Annotated in this window: 11 protein-coding genes; 5 read left to right on the forward strand and 6 right to left on the reverse strand. The window is 73.1% G+C overall.

What is annotated here, in order from left to right:
* Nucleotides 1-161 precede the first annotated feature (161 nt).
* Nucleotides 162-857, forward strand: a complete 696-nt coding sequence (pdxH, locus tag ACLJPL_RS07250) for a pyridoxamine 5'-phosphate oxidase (protein ID WP_411080039.1) — start codon at nt 162-164, stop codon at nt 855-857.
* A 438-nt stretch (nt 858-1,295) separates the two neighbouring features.
* On the opposite strand, the gene ACLJPL_RS07255 is transcribed toward pdxH, so the two are convergent.
* Complete coding sequence (locus ACLJPL_RS07255) at nt 1,296-2,810, reverse strand: PQQ-binding-like beta-propeller repeat protein (RefSeq protein ID WP_411079854.1); 1,515 nt, start codon at nt 2,808-2,810, stop codon at nt 1,296-1,298.
* 327 nt (nt 2,811-3,137) lie between these two features.
* Here ACLJPL_RS07255 and ACLJPL_RS07260 point away from each other — a divergent pair, with 327 nt between their 5' ends.
* Nucleotides 3,138-4,718, forward strand: a complete 1,581-nt coding sequence (locus tag ACLJPL_RS07260; RefSeq protein WP_411079855.1) for a PAS domain-containing protein — start codon at nt 3,138-3,140, stop codon at nt 4,716-4,718.
* 179 nt (nt 4,719-4,897) lie between these two features.
* Here the strand turns inward: ACLJPL_RS07260 and ACLJPL_RS07265 are convergent, their stop codons facing one another.
* From ACLJPL_RS07265 to ACLJPL_RS07280, 4 genes are all read right to left on the reverse strand, one after another.
* Nucleotides 4,898-6,109, reverse strand: coding sequence for an ABC transporter permease (locus ACLJPL_RS07265; protein ID WP_411079856.1), 1,212 nt, complete (start codon nt 6,107-6,109; stop codon nt 4,898-4,900).
* Nucleotides 6,110-6,165: 56 nt separating this feature from the next.
* A complete protein-coding gene (locus ACLJPL_RS07270) occupies nt 6,166-6,996 on the reverse strand; it encodes an ABC transporter ATP-binding protein (protein WP_411079857.1) in 831 nt (276 codons plus the stop codon).
* A gap of 212 nt (nt 6,997-7,208) precedes the next feature.
* On the reverse strand, nt 7,209-8,273 hold the full coding sequence (locus ACLJPL_RS07275) for an efflux RND transporter periplasmic adaptor subunit (protein ID WP_411079858.1): 1,065 nt from the start codon (nt 8,271-8,273) through the stop codon (nt 7,209-7,211).
* Nucleotides 8,270-8,806 carry a hypothetical protein gene (locus tag ACLJPL_RS07280; RefSeq protein ID WP_411079859.1) on the reverse strand — a complete coding sequence of 179 codons (537 nt, stop codon included), beginning with the start codon at nt 8,804-8,806 and terminating at the stop codon, nt 8,270-8,272. Before ACLJPL_RS07280 ends, ACLJPL_RS07275 begins: the two co-directional genes overlap by 4 nt.
* A 133-nt stretch (nt 8,807-8,939) precedes the next feature.
* Between ACLJPL_RS07280 and ACLJPL_RS07285 the strand changes: the two genes are divergently transcribed.
* Together ACLJPL_RS07285 and ACLJPL_RS07290 are read left to right on the forward strand one after the other, a co-directional pair.
* Complete coding sequence (locus ACLJPL_RS07285) at nt 8,940-9,647, forward strand: response regulator transcription factor (RefSeq protein ID WP_411079860.1); 708 nt, start codon at nt 8,940-8,942, stop codon at nt 9,645-9,647.
* Nucleotides 9,644-10,819: a sensor histidine kinase gene (locus ACLJPL_RS07290; RefSeq protein ID WP_411079861.1), complete on the forward strand. Its 1,176-nt coding sequence runs from the start codon at nt 9,644-9,646 to the stop codon at nt 10,817-10,819. The genes ACLJPL_RS07285 and ACLJPL_RS07290 overlap by 4 nt, the downstream gene beginning before the upstream one ends.
* 45 nt (nt 10,820-10,864) lie before the next feature.
* On the opposite strand, the gene ACLJPL_RS07295 is transcribed toward ACLJPL_RS07290, so the two are convergent.
* Complete coding sequence (locus ACLJPL_RS07295; RefSeq protein WP_411079862.1) at nt 10,865-11,620, reverse strand: SIS domain-containing protein; 756 nt, start codon at nt 11,618-11,620, stop codon at nt 10,865-10,867.
* A 221-nt stretch (nt 11,621-11,841) separates the two neighbouring features.
* Between ACLJPL_RS07295 and ACLJPL_RS07300 the strand changes: the two genes are divergently transcribed.
* A complete protein-coding gene (locus ACLJPL_RS07300) occupies nt 11,842-12,534 on the forward strand; it encodes a metal-dependent transcriptional regulator (protein ID WP_109164245.1) in 693 nt (230 codons plus the stop codon).
* The last annotated feature ends 452 nt before the right edge of the window (nt 12,535-12,986 follow it).

Genomic DNA, 12,986 nt, shown 5'->3' on the forward strand with positions numbered 1-12,986 from the left:
GGGGAAGCGTGACATCCGGCACAGGACCCCATTTCGACGGTGCGTGGTTACGGCCCCTGTGCGCCGGGCACACTCGGCCGCTGCGGCAGGATGGGCCCGTGCCCACACCAGAAGGTTCTTCGGGACCCCTCCCCGACGATTCCACCACCGATCCGGCGGCCATGCGCGAGCACTACCGCTCCGAGGACTTCACCGAGCGCGATCTCAGCGCCGACCCCATGGACCAGTTCGCCCGCTGGTTCCGCCAGGTCGCCGTGGGCGGCGTGCTCCACGAGCCCAACGCGATGATCGTCTCCACCGCCACCCCGGACGGCCGCCCGTCCTCGCGCACGGTGCTGCTGAAGCAGTACGACGACCGGGGCTTCGTCTTCTTCACGAACTACACCTCCCGCAAGGGCCGCGAGCTGGCCGCCAACCCGTACGTCTCCCTGCTCTTCCCCTGGCACCCCATGGCCCGCCAGGTGATCGTCACCGGCAGCGCCGTGCGGGTCTCCCGCGAGGAGACCGTGGGCTACTTCCGTACCCGCCCGCACGGCTCCCAGCTCGGAGCCTGGGCCAGTGCCCAGTCCACGGTGGTCGCCTCCCGCGAGGAGCTGGTCAGCCGGTACGAGGAGCTGGCCGCACGTTACCCGGAGGGCGAGAAGGTCCCCGTTCCGCCGGACTGGGGCGGCTTCCGGGTGATCCCGCAGACCATCGAGTTCTGGCAGGGGCACGGCAACCGGCTGCACGACCGCCTGCGGTACGTGAGGGAGGGCGCGGAGGACGCGAAGGGCGGGGAGGAGCGGGAGGGCGCGGAGGCGGCGTACGGGGAAGGCGCGGAGTCCGCCCGGTGGCGGGTGGAGCGGCTCTGCCCGTAAGCCGTAAGCCGTCATCCTGTTCGCAGGTTCGCAGGTTCGCAGGTTCGCAGGTTCGCAGGTTCGCAGGTCCGCAGATCCGCAGATCCGCAGGTCCGTGACTGTGCGCGTAACCCGTCACTCTGCCCGTAAGCCCATTGCCTGGGGAAACGCAGATTGCCTGGGAAACGCAGAAACCCGCAGGCTCTGGTTCCTCCGTGCACGAAGGAGCCGGCCGGACTTACCGGCGAGCCTGCGGGTCGGTGACTGCTGGGAATTGGCCGGCGTCCGGCCTCGCTCTGCACAGAGCGCGACGACGGGCGTCAGCCCGCGGCCACCTCACGAGTCCGAGAAGAAATCACTTCCGGAACACCTCCTTTCCTGTGTGCTGAACAGCCTAGGAAGCCCGGGCTGGAGCCTCAACCCATTTATTTCGAGGGTCCGGAGGACAGCGGCCGAGGATCAGTGACCGGTGAAGCCGAGGGTCATGGGGACGTCCCCGATGAAGAAGCCGGAGACGCGGTGGAAGAACAGGCGTCCGTCCTCGTAGAGGATCCTCTCCTTCATCCCGGGCCCGGACATCTGCGCCGTCGCGTTCGAGGCTTCGAAGGTGTCGGGCTGCTTCAGGAGCACGGTCTGCTCGCCGTCCGCCGCAGCGAGGTGCAGCACACCGCTGCCGCGCTTCCCCGTACCGGCGTTGCTGTAGGCCACGACCCCGTCCTCCTCGGCACGCAGGGGCAGCATCTCCGCGGAGCCCACGCCGTCGACGGTCCATGTGCGCCGACCGGTGCCGGCGTCGAACGCCGCGATGTGGTTGCCGCTGGTGAGGTGCTCCCGCCTGCTGGCGAGGTAGACGGTGTCCTTCGACGCCGCGACCGCGTGGCATCCGGTGCTCCCGCAGCCGGGGACGTAACCGTCGATCTTGATCGTCGACTTGATCGAGCCGTCCGGGTTGAACGTGAACAGCCTGTTCGCGTCCAGGGAGTCCTTCCCATCACCCACATGGGAGGCGACCACCAGCGGCTCGGCCGAGGCCAGGTAGGCGTACCCCAGTCCTGCGGGCAGCTTGATGGTCCGGGACGGCTCGCCCGTACCCGGCTCGCGCTGCGTCACCGTGAGCCGGTCGCCGCCGCAGAGGGCCATGCTCGTCAACGTCGTGCCGCCGAGGAACTCCTCGTAGCCGCATCCCTGCGGGGGCGAGTCCCACACCGTCCTGCCGGTGTCGACGGTGAATCCCCACGACGAGTCCTCCGACCAGCCGACCGCGGCGAAGTCCTCGGTGACGGCGACGCTGAGGTCCAGCCCGAGCGTGGCTTCAGGCAGGGTCTTCTGCCAGACCTTGCGGCCCTGGTTGATGTCGATCACCGCGAATTCGGTGCACTTGCTGCGGTCCTTCTTGGACCCGGCGAACGCCACCGCCACGTAACCCTTGCTGGTCACCTCCTGGGACGCGCCGCACAGATCGCCGTCCAGCGGCACCGCCCAGGTCTGCTTTCCGCTGTCCAGGTCATAACCGAGTACGGAGAAGAGGCCGCCCGAGACATAGGAGCGCGACGTCACCCATGTGCCGTCCGCCCGGTGCGAGTCGCCTTCGACGTCTTCCTTCGGCGGTGGCACCGTGAGCAGTTGGCGTCCCTGAGTGGAGGGGGCCGTCTTCGTCGGTGAGCTCCGCTTGCCGTCAGCCTTCGACTTCTGCCGCTGGTCGTCGTCGGGCTGGAGGAACGCGAAGGCGCCGGCGGCCAGGACCGCCACGGCCGCGGTGACGCAGCCCGCGATGACCGCTGTCCGCCGCTTCCTGCCGCCGCCCGGCCGCCCCGGAGGGGCCGGGGGCCGGGGGAAGTTCGGCGGCGTCGAACCGTACGGAGGCTGAGCGCCCTGCCACCCGCCCGTGTACGGGGGGCCGAATCCCGGAGGCGATGTCGGGTGCGGGGGCCCCGGAGTTCCTGGCGGGACGGGCGGCATGGGCGGCTGCGACATGCGACGTTCAGCTCCTCGTGGACCCGGCGGTGAGAGCCCCCTGCGGCAAGCGGTGGCCCGGTATCGCCACAGGCTACGAGAGGGCGGCCTGCGTGACGGCAGTCAGGGGCCTCGGGACGAAAGCGGGGTTACGGCTTCGGGGCGAAGTTTCGGGGCGAAGTGTTGTCGGAGTCGACACCGTCCGCTGGTTCGAACGACCGGTCCCGGTTGGCTGGATCGGGTAGGGGAGGGGGACGGGTTTTCGAGAAATCGCTGTGTGATGCGTCATATTCGAGTTCAATGGTCTGACGTGCGGCCATGGCGGACACGTCCTGCAGGGGGCCCGGGATGAGTGTTTCCACGAGCAGGGGGACGACCGACGCCCTCGGCCCCGATCCGTTTCCCGGGTCCGAGCTGCTGGCCGCCCTGCTCGACGGCATGGATGCCGCACTCTGCGCGTTCGACGCGGCCGGCGCCGTCACCCACTGGAACCGCGAGGCCGAGCGCATCCTCGGCTGGTCGGCCCAGGAGGCCGTGGGGCGTACGGGGTTCGCCGGCTGGGCGGTCCGCCGGGCCGACGCGCACGAGGTGCAGGCGCGGCTGATGTCCGCCATGGACGCGCCGGGGCGGCAGGTCCATGAGTTCGCGCTCCTGCGCAAGGACGGCAGCCGGGTGCTGGTGCGGACCCAGTCCGCCCGGGTGCTGGGCGCGGACGGCAAGCCGGCCGGGGTGTACTGCGCGTTCAGCGAGGTGCACGCGCAGATCGATCTGGAGCGGGCCATCGCGCTGAGTGAGGCGCTGCTGGAGGACGCGTCCTGGGGCGTGGTGCTCGTCGACGTCGACCTGCGCCCGACCGTGGTCAACGCCTACGCCTCCCGCGCGCTCGGCGGCGGTCGCACCGCCCTGCTGGGCCGGCCGCTGGGCGAGCTGGTGATCCAGGGCGTCGAGGAGCTGGAGGCGGCCCTGCACCATGTGCTCGCCGAAGGCGCGCCGGCCGCCCCGGCCGAGCTGTGGGTGACGTTGCGTACGGCGGAGGGCGAGCGCCGCCGGTGCTGGCGCAGCGGGTTCCTGCGGCTGGCCTCGCCGCTTACGGAAGAGCCGGTTCCGCTGGGGGCGGGGTGGCTGTTCCGGGACGTCACCGTCGCCAAGCTCGCGGAGCAGGCGGCGGACCGGCTGCGGTTCCGGACGAGTCAGCTGCACCGGGCGGCGCGTACGGCCTCCGAGTGCGAGGACCCGATGGAGGCGGCGACCTCCCTGCTCGACTTCGCCCTGGCCGGGTTCGCCGACCATGTGCTGCTCGACCTGACGGAGGGCGGCCTGACGGAGGGCGGCCTGACAGAGGGTGACCTGATGGAGAGTGGCCCGGCGGGGGGTGACCCCGTGGCGGGTCATGCGGTGGCGAGGGGCCCGGCGGGGAGCGATCCGGCGTCGGGTGAGCGGACAGGGGGCGGGCCGGTGGGGAGTGACCCGGCCCTGGGCGAGCGGCTGGTGCTGGTGCGTACCGCCGCGACCCCCTCGGACGCGCCCGGGCCGTGCCTGCTGGTCGCCGGTGGCTCCATCCCGGTCCGGTACGGACCCGGGCACCCCGCCCTCCAAGCCGTCGAGCGCACGGGATCGGTCCGTACGAGTGCGGGCGCCGCCCGGGACGCCGAAGGGGCGGCGGGAGGGGCGAGCGGAGGGGCGGCCGGGGGGACCACCGGAGGGGCCGCGGCCTGGGCGGCCGAGCGTCGCTGGCCCAAGGACGCGGCCCACGCCCTGGCCACGGTGCTCCGGAGCCGGGGGCGGACGCTGGGCGTGCTGACGTTCCTGCGCGCGGCGAACCGGCCCGCCTTCGAACGCCCGGACACGGCGTACGCGGAGACGGTGGCGGCCCGGGTCGCGGGAGCCGTCGACCTGGCGCGGGCGCTGGGGGCGCGGGCGGGGAAGTAGGCGGGACCCACCCCTGCCCCCGTCCCCGTCCTTGCCTCCACGCGCCCCACCCCCGCCCCCGTCCCTGCCCCCACGCGCCCCACCCCCGCCCCCGTCCCTGCCCCCACGCGCCCCACCCCCGTCCCTGCTCCCACGCGCCCCGCCCCCGCCCCTATCCGCGCCCCCGCCCCACCCCCCCCTCACGCCGCGTGCAGCGCCAGTGTCGGGGAGAGGCGGGACGCCCGGACCGCCGGGTAGAGGCCCGCCACCGTGCCGATCACCAGCGTCGCGCCGAAGCCCCCGCCGACCGCCCAGAGCGGGACCACCCACGGCAGCCCGCCGGAGTGCGCGTACACCCCCGTCGCCGCCGCGCCCAGCGCCACCCCCGCCAGACCGCCCAGGCCGGACAGCATCAGGGACTCCGTGACGAACTGGATCCGGATCTGGCCCCGGGTCGCGCCCAGCGAGCGGCGCAGCCCGATCTCGTACCGCCGCTCCAGAACCGAGATGATCATGGTGTTCGCGACCCCTACGCCCCCGACCAGCAGCGCGATGCCGCCCAGGCCCAGCAGCAGGCTGCTGAACGCCCCCTCGGTCGCCGCCTTCGCGCGGAGTGCCGACGACGGGTCGGTGACCTTGACGTTCTGCGGGTTGCGCGGGTCGACCGTCGCCGCCATGACCTTGCGTACGTCCCGCACCGCCGCGTCGTCCGACCGCTCGTACACCGACGTCGGGTGGCCGGCGAAGCCCAGCAGCCGCTTCGCGCCCTCCCAGCCGACCAGCGCGGAGCGTTCGATCTCCGGGGCGAGCGGCAGTGGGGCGAGGATGCCGGTGACCGTGAAGTACCGGTCGCCCAGCCAGACTTGCTGCCCCGGCTTCGTGATGCCGAGGCGATCGGCGGAGACATGGCCGAGCACGACGGAGGGGTAGCGGCCGGTCGCCGCGTTGAGCCAGGAGCCGGTGCGGACCTCGCCGCGCAGTACGCGCAGCAGGTCGGCCGTCGTCGCCCTGACCGCGATCCCGCCCGTGTCGCCCTCGTCGATCTTCTCGTTGCGGCGGACGGTCGCGTCCAGGTCGGCGGTGGCCCCCACCTCCCGAACTCCCTTGATCCGGCCCACCATGGCGACCGCGTCCTCCGGCAGCCGCACCTCCTCCCCGGCGAACATCGAGTCGCCGGGGGAGGCGACGAGGAGGTTGGTGCCCAACTTGTCCAGTTCGCGCAGGAGTTGGGCCTGGCTGGAGGCGGAGATGCCGACCACCGAGATCATCGTCGCGATGCCGATGGCGATGCCCAGGGCGGAGAGCACGACCCGCATCGGGCGGCTGCGCAGGCCGGACGAGCCGACGTGGAGGACGTCCCGGGGGCCGAGACGGGCCGCCTTCAGCCGACTGCGGGCCGTGCCTCGATTCACCGTTCCGCTCCGGGGCGTGCCCCGGCCGGCAGCTCCACCCCGGGCCGCGCCCCGGCTCACAGCCCCGCTCCCGTCGCCGGCGGAGACACCGACGTCGACACCGAGGCCGACGTCGACTCCGACACCGAGGCCGACAGCGACACCGAGGCCGAGGCCGAGGCTGACGTCGACGTCGGCGTCGAGGCCGACGCAGAGGGATTCCGTACGTCCGCCACCACCTCGCCGTCCCTGATCCGCACCTCGCGCGGCAGGCCCGCCGCGATCTCCGTGTCGTGCGTGATCACCGCGATCGTCGCCCCCTCCCTGTTCAGGTCCCGCAGCAGCTCCATCACCGCCGCCCCCGACGCCGAGTCGAGCGCCCCGGTCGGTTCGTCGGCCAGCAGCAGCGCGGGCTCACCGACCACGGCCCGCGCGATGGCGACCCGCTGCTTCTGGCCCCCCGAGAGCTGGTGCGGCTTGTGGTCCAGGCGGTCCGCCAGCCCGACCCGCTCCAGGGCTTCGGCGGCCTTGCGGCGGCGTACGGCGCGGGGGAGGCCCGAGTAGAGCAGGCCCTCCGCCACGTTGTCGCGGGCACAGACGCCCGGGACCAGGTGGAACGCCTGGAAGACGAAGCCCACGTGCTGGGCGCGCAGGGCGGAGAGGCGGCGGTCGGAGAGGGCCGCCACGTCGTGGCCCGCGATGTGGACGGAGCCGGCGGTGGGGCGGTCCAGGGTGCCGATGATGTGCAGCAGCGTGGACTTCCCGGAGCCGGACGGGCCGACGATGGCGAGGAGTTCGCCCTCCGCCACGGTCAGGTCCACCCCGCGCAGGGCGGTGACCCCGCCCGCGTACTCCTTCGTGACGCCCCGAAGGCCGACGACCGCAGCCCTGCCCTCGACGCTCCCCACATGTCCGACGCTCCCCGCACGCTCGACGCTCCCCACGTGTCCGGCGTACCCGGCAGGCTCTGGGCTCCCCGCATGCCCGGCGCTCCCCGCAGGCTCTGGGCTCCCCGCATGCCCGGCGTACCCCGCATGCCCGACGCTCCCCGCACGCTCGGCGCTCCCCACATGTCCAGCGCTCCCCGCACGCTCGACGCCCCCCGCATCTTCAACGCCGCTCATATCCTCGGCACCCCGACCTTCATGCCCTCGCGCAGCCCGCCGCCGGACACCTCGACCCGGCCCTCCGCGAACATGCCCAGCTCCACCGCCACCTCCCGGGCCGCGCCGCCCCGTACGACCTCCACCCCGAAACCGCCGCCCGGCAGGGCCAGCAGTGCGTTGACCGGGACCGTCAGCACGTCCTTACGGGTCTCGCCCGTCAGGTTCACCGTGACCGGCGACTGGTCGAAGCCGCCGATGTCGTCCGGCTGGTCGAAGGACACGGTCAGGGTGACCTTGGGGCCGTCGTCCTGCGGGTCGTTGCCCGGCTTCGCCGTCCGGCCGACCGAGGAGACCGTGCCGGGCGCGCTGCCGCCGTCCGGCAGATCGACGGTCACCTTCGTGCCCGCCTTCGCCAACCGGCTCTCCGAAACGTCCAGTTGGAAGGTCACCACGCGTTCGGAGCCGGTCGTGGTGAGGACCGGGGCGCCGGGCTGGGCCAGATCGCCGGTGGCCGCCGCCACGGTCTTGATCCGGACCTTCCCCGGGGCGAACGCGACGTCCCGCGGGCCCACTTCGCCCGTCTGCTTGTCGCCCCGCGCCTTCTGCCAGCGCTTGACGGCCGCCGCCGTCAGCTCGGTGTACTCGGTGTCCGGGGTGAAGCCGGTGTAGCCGAGGTCGGCGAGGTTGCGTTCCAGCTGCTCGACGTCGCGGCCCTTGTCGCCCGCCTTCAGCGTCCGGTACATGGGGCCGGCCCCGTACATCAGCCGGACCGCCCGGCCGTCGACCTCGTACAGCCGCTCGTTCCGCCGCACCGTCGAGCCGGTGCGCGGGGTCCAGGTCAGGGTGCCCGCCGCGGCCGCGTTGATCTTGCGCTGCCTGTCGTAGCCGAGCGTCCCGTCAGCCTGGGCGCTGTCGCGCAGGTCGCCGCGCTCGACCGGGGCGGTGGCCGGCGGCAGGGCGCTGTTCTTCGCACCGGCCGGCTCCGCACCGCCCCCGCCGCCGAGCTGGGTGACCGCGATGGTCCCGGCGGTCACGGCGAGCACCGCCAGGGCCGCCGCCGCGGCCCGTCCCCGCCTCACCGGCCCACGCTCTCGCACGCCTTGTTCGCCCGCTCGAACTTCTTCATGTCCTCGCCCTTCGGCGCGGGCATCGCCGCCACCGACCCGCCGTCGAACTTCGGGTCGGGCATGTCGAAACCGTTCTCGCGCATGCACCGGGCGAAGGCGACCATCTTGTCCTTGTCCGCCTGGGTGAGCTCCTTGGGGCCGCCGCCGACCGCCTTGTCCTCGCACGCCTTGAACGCCTTCTCCATCTCCTTCTTGCTCTTCGAGCCGCCGTCGATGGTCACGCCGACGCCGTTCTCGCCCGCCTTCGGCTCGGGGATCTCCAGGCCCTGCTCACGGAGGCATGCGCGGTGCTCCAGCGCCTGGTCGTCCTTCGTCTTCGTGGTGTCCGACGCCGATCCGCCGTTCTTCGTGCCGCTGCCGCTGCCGTCGTTGCCGCCGCCGCCCGAACAGGCCGTGGCGGACAGGACGACGGTCGCGGCGAGCAGGCAGGCTGCGGCGACGGTGCGCCGCCGCCGGGCGGGGGCGGCAGGGGTCCGGTTGCTCATGAGGGGCTCCTCGTACGTTGCTGACGGGCCGGGTCCGAAACGGACGGCCCGAGCGTGCGCGAGGAGGCGGTTTCGTTTCCCTCAGCGCCGATGCTTACACCGGCGAAACATCGCTTTCGGGTACACAGGGCCCATGCGGGTGCTGGTGGTGGAGGACGAGGAATTCCTGGCGGGGATGATCGCCGAGGGGCTGCGCCGTGACGCCGTCGCGGTGGACATCGCCCCGGACGGGCCGAGCGCGCTCGAGAAGCTCCGGTTCGGCGCGTACGACGTGATGATCCTGGACCGCGACCTGCCGGGGCTGCACGGCGACGAGGTGTGCCGCCGGGTCGTCTCCGCGCGCCTGCTGACCCGCATCCTGATGCTCACCGCCTCGGGGGCCGTACGGGACCGGGTTGCCGGCCTCGGGCTCGGCGCGGACGACTACCTGACCAAGCCGTTCGCGTACGACGAACTCCTCGCCCGGGTCCTCGCGCTCGGCCGCCGCGCCCGCCCCGCGCTCCCGCCGGTCCTGGAACGGGCCGGGCTGACGCTCGACACCGCCCGCCGCCAGGTCTGCCGCGACGGCCGCTACCTGTCGCTCTCCCGCAAGGAGTTCGCCGTGCTGGAGACCCTGCTGCGGGCCGAGGGCGCGGTCGTCAGCGGCGACGACCTGATCGAGGAGGTGTGGGAGGAGGACACCAGCTACCGCACCAACGCGGTCCGGGTGACGCTCTCCAAGCTCCGTACGAAACTGGGGACCCCGCCCGTGATCGAGACCGTGCCGGGAGCGGGGTACCGCATCGGTGAGGGGCCCCCGGCGCGGGACGGCTCCGCGGCGGACGGCGGGAGCGCCCGGTGAACAGCGAACGCGCCCGGCTCACCGCGCTCTACGGCGGGCTGCTGGTCCTGGCCGGCGTGCTGCTCATGGGGCTCGTCTACTTCCTGGTCGGCGAGGGCCTCTACAGCAATGTGCTGACCGCCGTCTCCCCGGCCGTCCCCGCCGTCCCGGCCTCCCGGACGGACGGGGTGTCCGCCCCGTTTCCGCCCTCCTCCGACTGGGCGCGGACCACGATCGTCGAATCCGGGCAGTACGCGGTCGCGCAGAAGGTCAGCACCGCCGCCGGGGACGCCGTGCTCAGCCAGTTGCTCACGGTCTCCGGCATCTCCCTCGCCGTCTACTCCGCGCTCTCCGTCGCCCTCGCCTGGTGGATGGCGGGCCGGGTGCTGCGGCCGGTCGGGGTCATCACCGCCCGCGCCCGCCGGCTCTCCGGCAGCAACCTGCACGAACGCCTCGCGCTGAAGGCCCCGCCCGGCGAGCTCAAGGAGCTGGCCGACACCTTCGACGGGATGCTCGACCGGATCGAGGAGCTGGTCGCCGCCCGGCAGCGGTTCGCCGCCAACGCCGCCCACGAGCTGCGCACCCCGCTCGCCGTCCAGCGGGCCGCCGCCGAGATCGGGCTCGCGGACGATCCGTCGCCCGAGAAGGTCGCCTGGATACGGGACAAGCTCATCGACACCGCCGACGACAGCGAGCAGCTCATCGAGGGCCTGCTCCTCCTCGCGGTCTCCGACGAGGGCCTGCGCCGGCGCGAACGGGTCGGCCTGGACGCCACCACCGCCACGGTCACACAGGCGCTGGCGGCGGAGGCGGAGGAGCGGGACGTCACCGTCGACGTGGCGGCCCGGCCGGTCAGCGTCGAGGGCGACCCGGTCCTCCTGGACCACCTCGTGCACAACCTGGTCGCCAACGCGCTGCGCCACAACCACCCGGGCGGGACCGTGCGGGTCCGGGTCGGCCCGGGCGGCCTGGAGGTCGCCAACACCGGGCCCGTGGTGGACCCGGCGACCGTGCCGCTGCTGTTCGAGCCGTTCCGCCGGGCGCGGGCGCGACGCCACGCGCCGGGCGAGGGGGCGGGGCTCGGGCTCTCCATCGTGGCGTCGGTGGCCCGGGCGCACGGCGGGGACGTCGGCGCGACGGCGAACCCGGGCGGCGGACTGACGGCCCGGGTCACACTGCCGACGTGCCCGTAGGACGCACTGCCGACGTGCCTGTTGGGCGTACTGCCGGGGAACGCCTCAGTGGCGGTAGAAGATCCGGTCCCGGTACTCCGTCATGACCCGGCCGTTCCAGTCGTGGCCGCCGTCGACGTTCGCCGAGCGCAGGAGCGGCGGCTCGATGCCCCGGGCCACCAGCTGCTCGGCGGCGGCGGCCAGCGTCGCCTGCATGATCGCGCTGGTCACCACGGTGGAGGCGGGGGCGAAGGGGGCCTCGATGCCGGGGTGCGTCAGCTCCGCGTCCCCGATCGCGATCTTGCTGTCCAGCACGACGTCGCAGTGGTCGCGCAGGAAGCCGCCCGAGACGTGCCGGGAGCGGGTGTTCTCCGCGTACGCCACCGAGGTCACGCCGATGACCTTCAGCCCCAGGGCCCGGGCGTTCTGGGCCATCTCGACCGGGAGCGCGTTGCGGCCGGAGAGCGAGATGATGACGAGGGCGTCGCCGGAGGCCGCGGGGCTGGAGTCCAGGACCGCCGACGCCAGGCCGTCCACCCGCTCCAGGGCGGAGCCGAGGGTGGCGGGCATGACGTCCACGCCCATGGTGCCGGGCACCGTGAGCAGGTTCATCAGGGCCAGTCCGCCCGCCCGGTAGACGACGTCCTGGGCGGCGAGGGAGGAGTGCCCGGCCCCGTAAGCGAACAGCCGGCCGCCCGCCTCGACGGTGTCGGCGATCACGGTTCCGGCGGCCGTGATGTTCGCCGCCTCCTCGTCGCGGACCTGCTGGAGCAGGCCGATCGCCGCATCGAAGAACTGACCGGCCAGCTTGCTTTCGCTCATCGAGGAGAGCCCTTTCGGCGGGATTGCGAGGGGATTTCGGCGGGGCGGGAATGGCTGTGCCGCCGATCACGTTGCGGTCTGGACCAGTGGCCTGTCAATACCGCCAGGCGGCCTCCGTCGCACGGTCTTCGGTCGGCGCGGCACGGTTGTCGGCGCTATGCGTCAGAATTGGTGCAGGGCCATCGCACGACGTTTTCTAGTCACAGCATCGAGGGGCACGTATGTCCGGACTGATCGACACCACGGAGATGTATCTCCGCACCATCCTCGAACTGGAAGAGGAAGGCGTGGTCCCCATGCGCGCCCGGATCGCTGAACGGCTGGACCAGAGCGGTCCGACGGTCAGTCAGACGGTGGCCCGCATGGAGCGCGACGGCCTCGTCCAGGTCGCGGGGGACCGCCACCTGGAGCTGACCGAGGAGGGCCGCCGCCTCGCGACGCGCGTCATGCGCAAGCACCGGCTCGCCGAGTGCCTGCTCGTCGACGTGATCGGCCTGGAGTGGGAGCAGGTCCACGCCGAGGCGTGTCGCTGGGAGCACGTGATGAGCGAGGCCGTCGAGCGGCGGGTGCTGGAGCTGCTGCGCCACCCGACCGAGTCGCCGTACGGCAATCCCATCCCGGGCCTGGAGGAGCTGGGCGAGAAGGCCGAGGCCGATCCGTTCCTGGACGACTCCATGGTGAGCCTGGCCGAGCTCGACCCGGGCGCGGAGGGCAAGACGGTGGTCGTGCGGCGGATCGGGGAGCCGATCCAGACGGACGCCCAGCTGATGTACACGCTGCGGCGGGCCGGGGTCCAGCCCGGTTCGGTGGTCAGTGTGACGGAGTCGCCGGGCGGGGTGCTGGTCGGGTCCAGCGGGGAGGCGGCGGAGCTGGACGCGGACGTGGCTTCGCACGTGTTCGTCGCCAAGCGGTGACGCCTTCGGCGTCGCGCCCCGGGGTGACCCGGGGCGCCCCGGGCCCGCGTCGGTAGCGCGGGTCGCCTCCGCGAGGGTTCCGTCCTCGAACGCCGGACGGGCTGGGGCGGGCCGGACTCGCTGGAGTGGGCCGGGGTGGGTTTCCCGGCGTAACAGCAGCGGGCGGGCGGATCGCGTGCCAGGCTGAGGCCAGGCATATGACCTGGGGGTGCCGGCCGGTCGCGGCCGGCACGGTCGGGGAGGGAGCAGGGGATGCGCCCGTCGTACCGGCACGCTCATCGCACGGTGGCTGCCACGCTCCCGGACGCCCAGGTCAGGGACGGTCTGGTCAGGGACGCTCCGGCCGTGGGGGCCCCGGCCGTCAGCGTTCCGGCCGAGAGCGCCCCGGTCGAGAGCGCCCCGGCCGAGAGCGCCCCGGCCGTCAGCCTTCCGGCCGTGAGGGCCCCGGCCGA

Source organism: Streptomyces sp. cmx-18-6 (assembly GCF_046548915.1).
Taxonomy (GTDB): Bacteria; Actinomycetota; Actinomycetes; order Streptomycetales; family Streptomycetaceae; genus Streptomyces.

Excerpts from the sequence above, each read along its gene's own strand:
- pdxH (WP_411080039.1), top strand. The coding sequence starts at position 162 with ATGCGCGAGCACTACCGCTCCGAGGACTTCACCGAGCGCGATCTCAGC.
- ACLJPL_RS07255 (WP_411079854.1), bottom strand. The coding sequence starts at position 2,810 with ATGTCGCAGCCGCCCATGCCGCCCGTCCCGCCAGGAACTCCGGGGCCC.
- ACLJPL_RS07260 (WP_411079855.1), top strand. The coding sequence starts at position 3,138 with ATGAGTGTTTCCACGAGCAGGGGGACGACCGACGCCCTCGGCCCCGAT.
- ACLJPL_RS07280 (WP_411079859.1), bottom strand. The coding sequence starts at position 8,806 with ATGAGCAACCGGACCCCTGCCGCCCCCGCCCGGCGGCGGCGCACCGTC.
- ACLJPL_RS07285 (WP_411079860.1), top strand. The coding sequence starts at position 8,940 with ATGCGGGTGCTGGTGGTGGAGGACGAGGAATTCCTGGCGGGGATGATC.
- ACLJPL_RS07295 (WP_411079862.1), bottom strand. The coding sequence starts at position 11,620 with ATGAGCGAAAGCAAGCTGGCCGGTCAGTTCTTCGATGCGGCGATCGGC.
- ACLJPL_RS07300 (WP_109164245.1), top strand. The coding sequence starts at position 11,842 with ATGTCCGGACTGATCGACACCACGGAGATGTATCTCCGCACCATCCTC.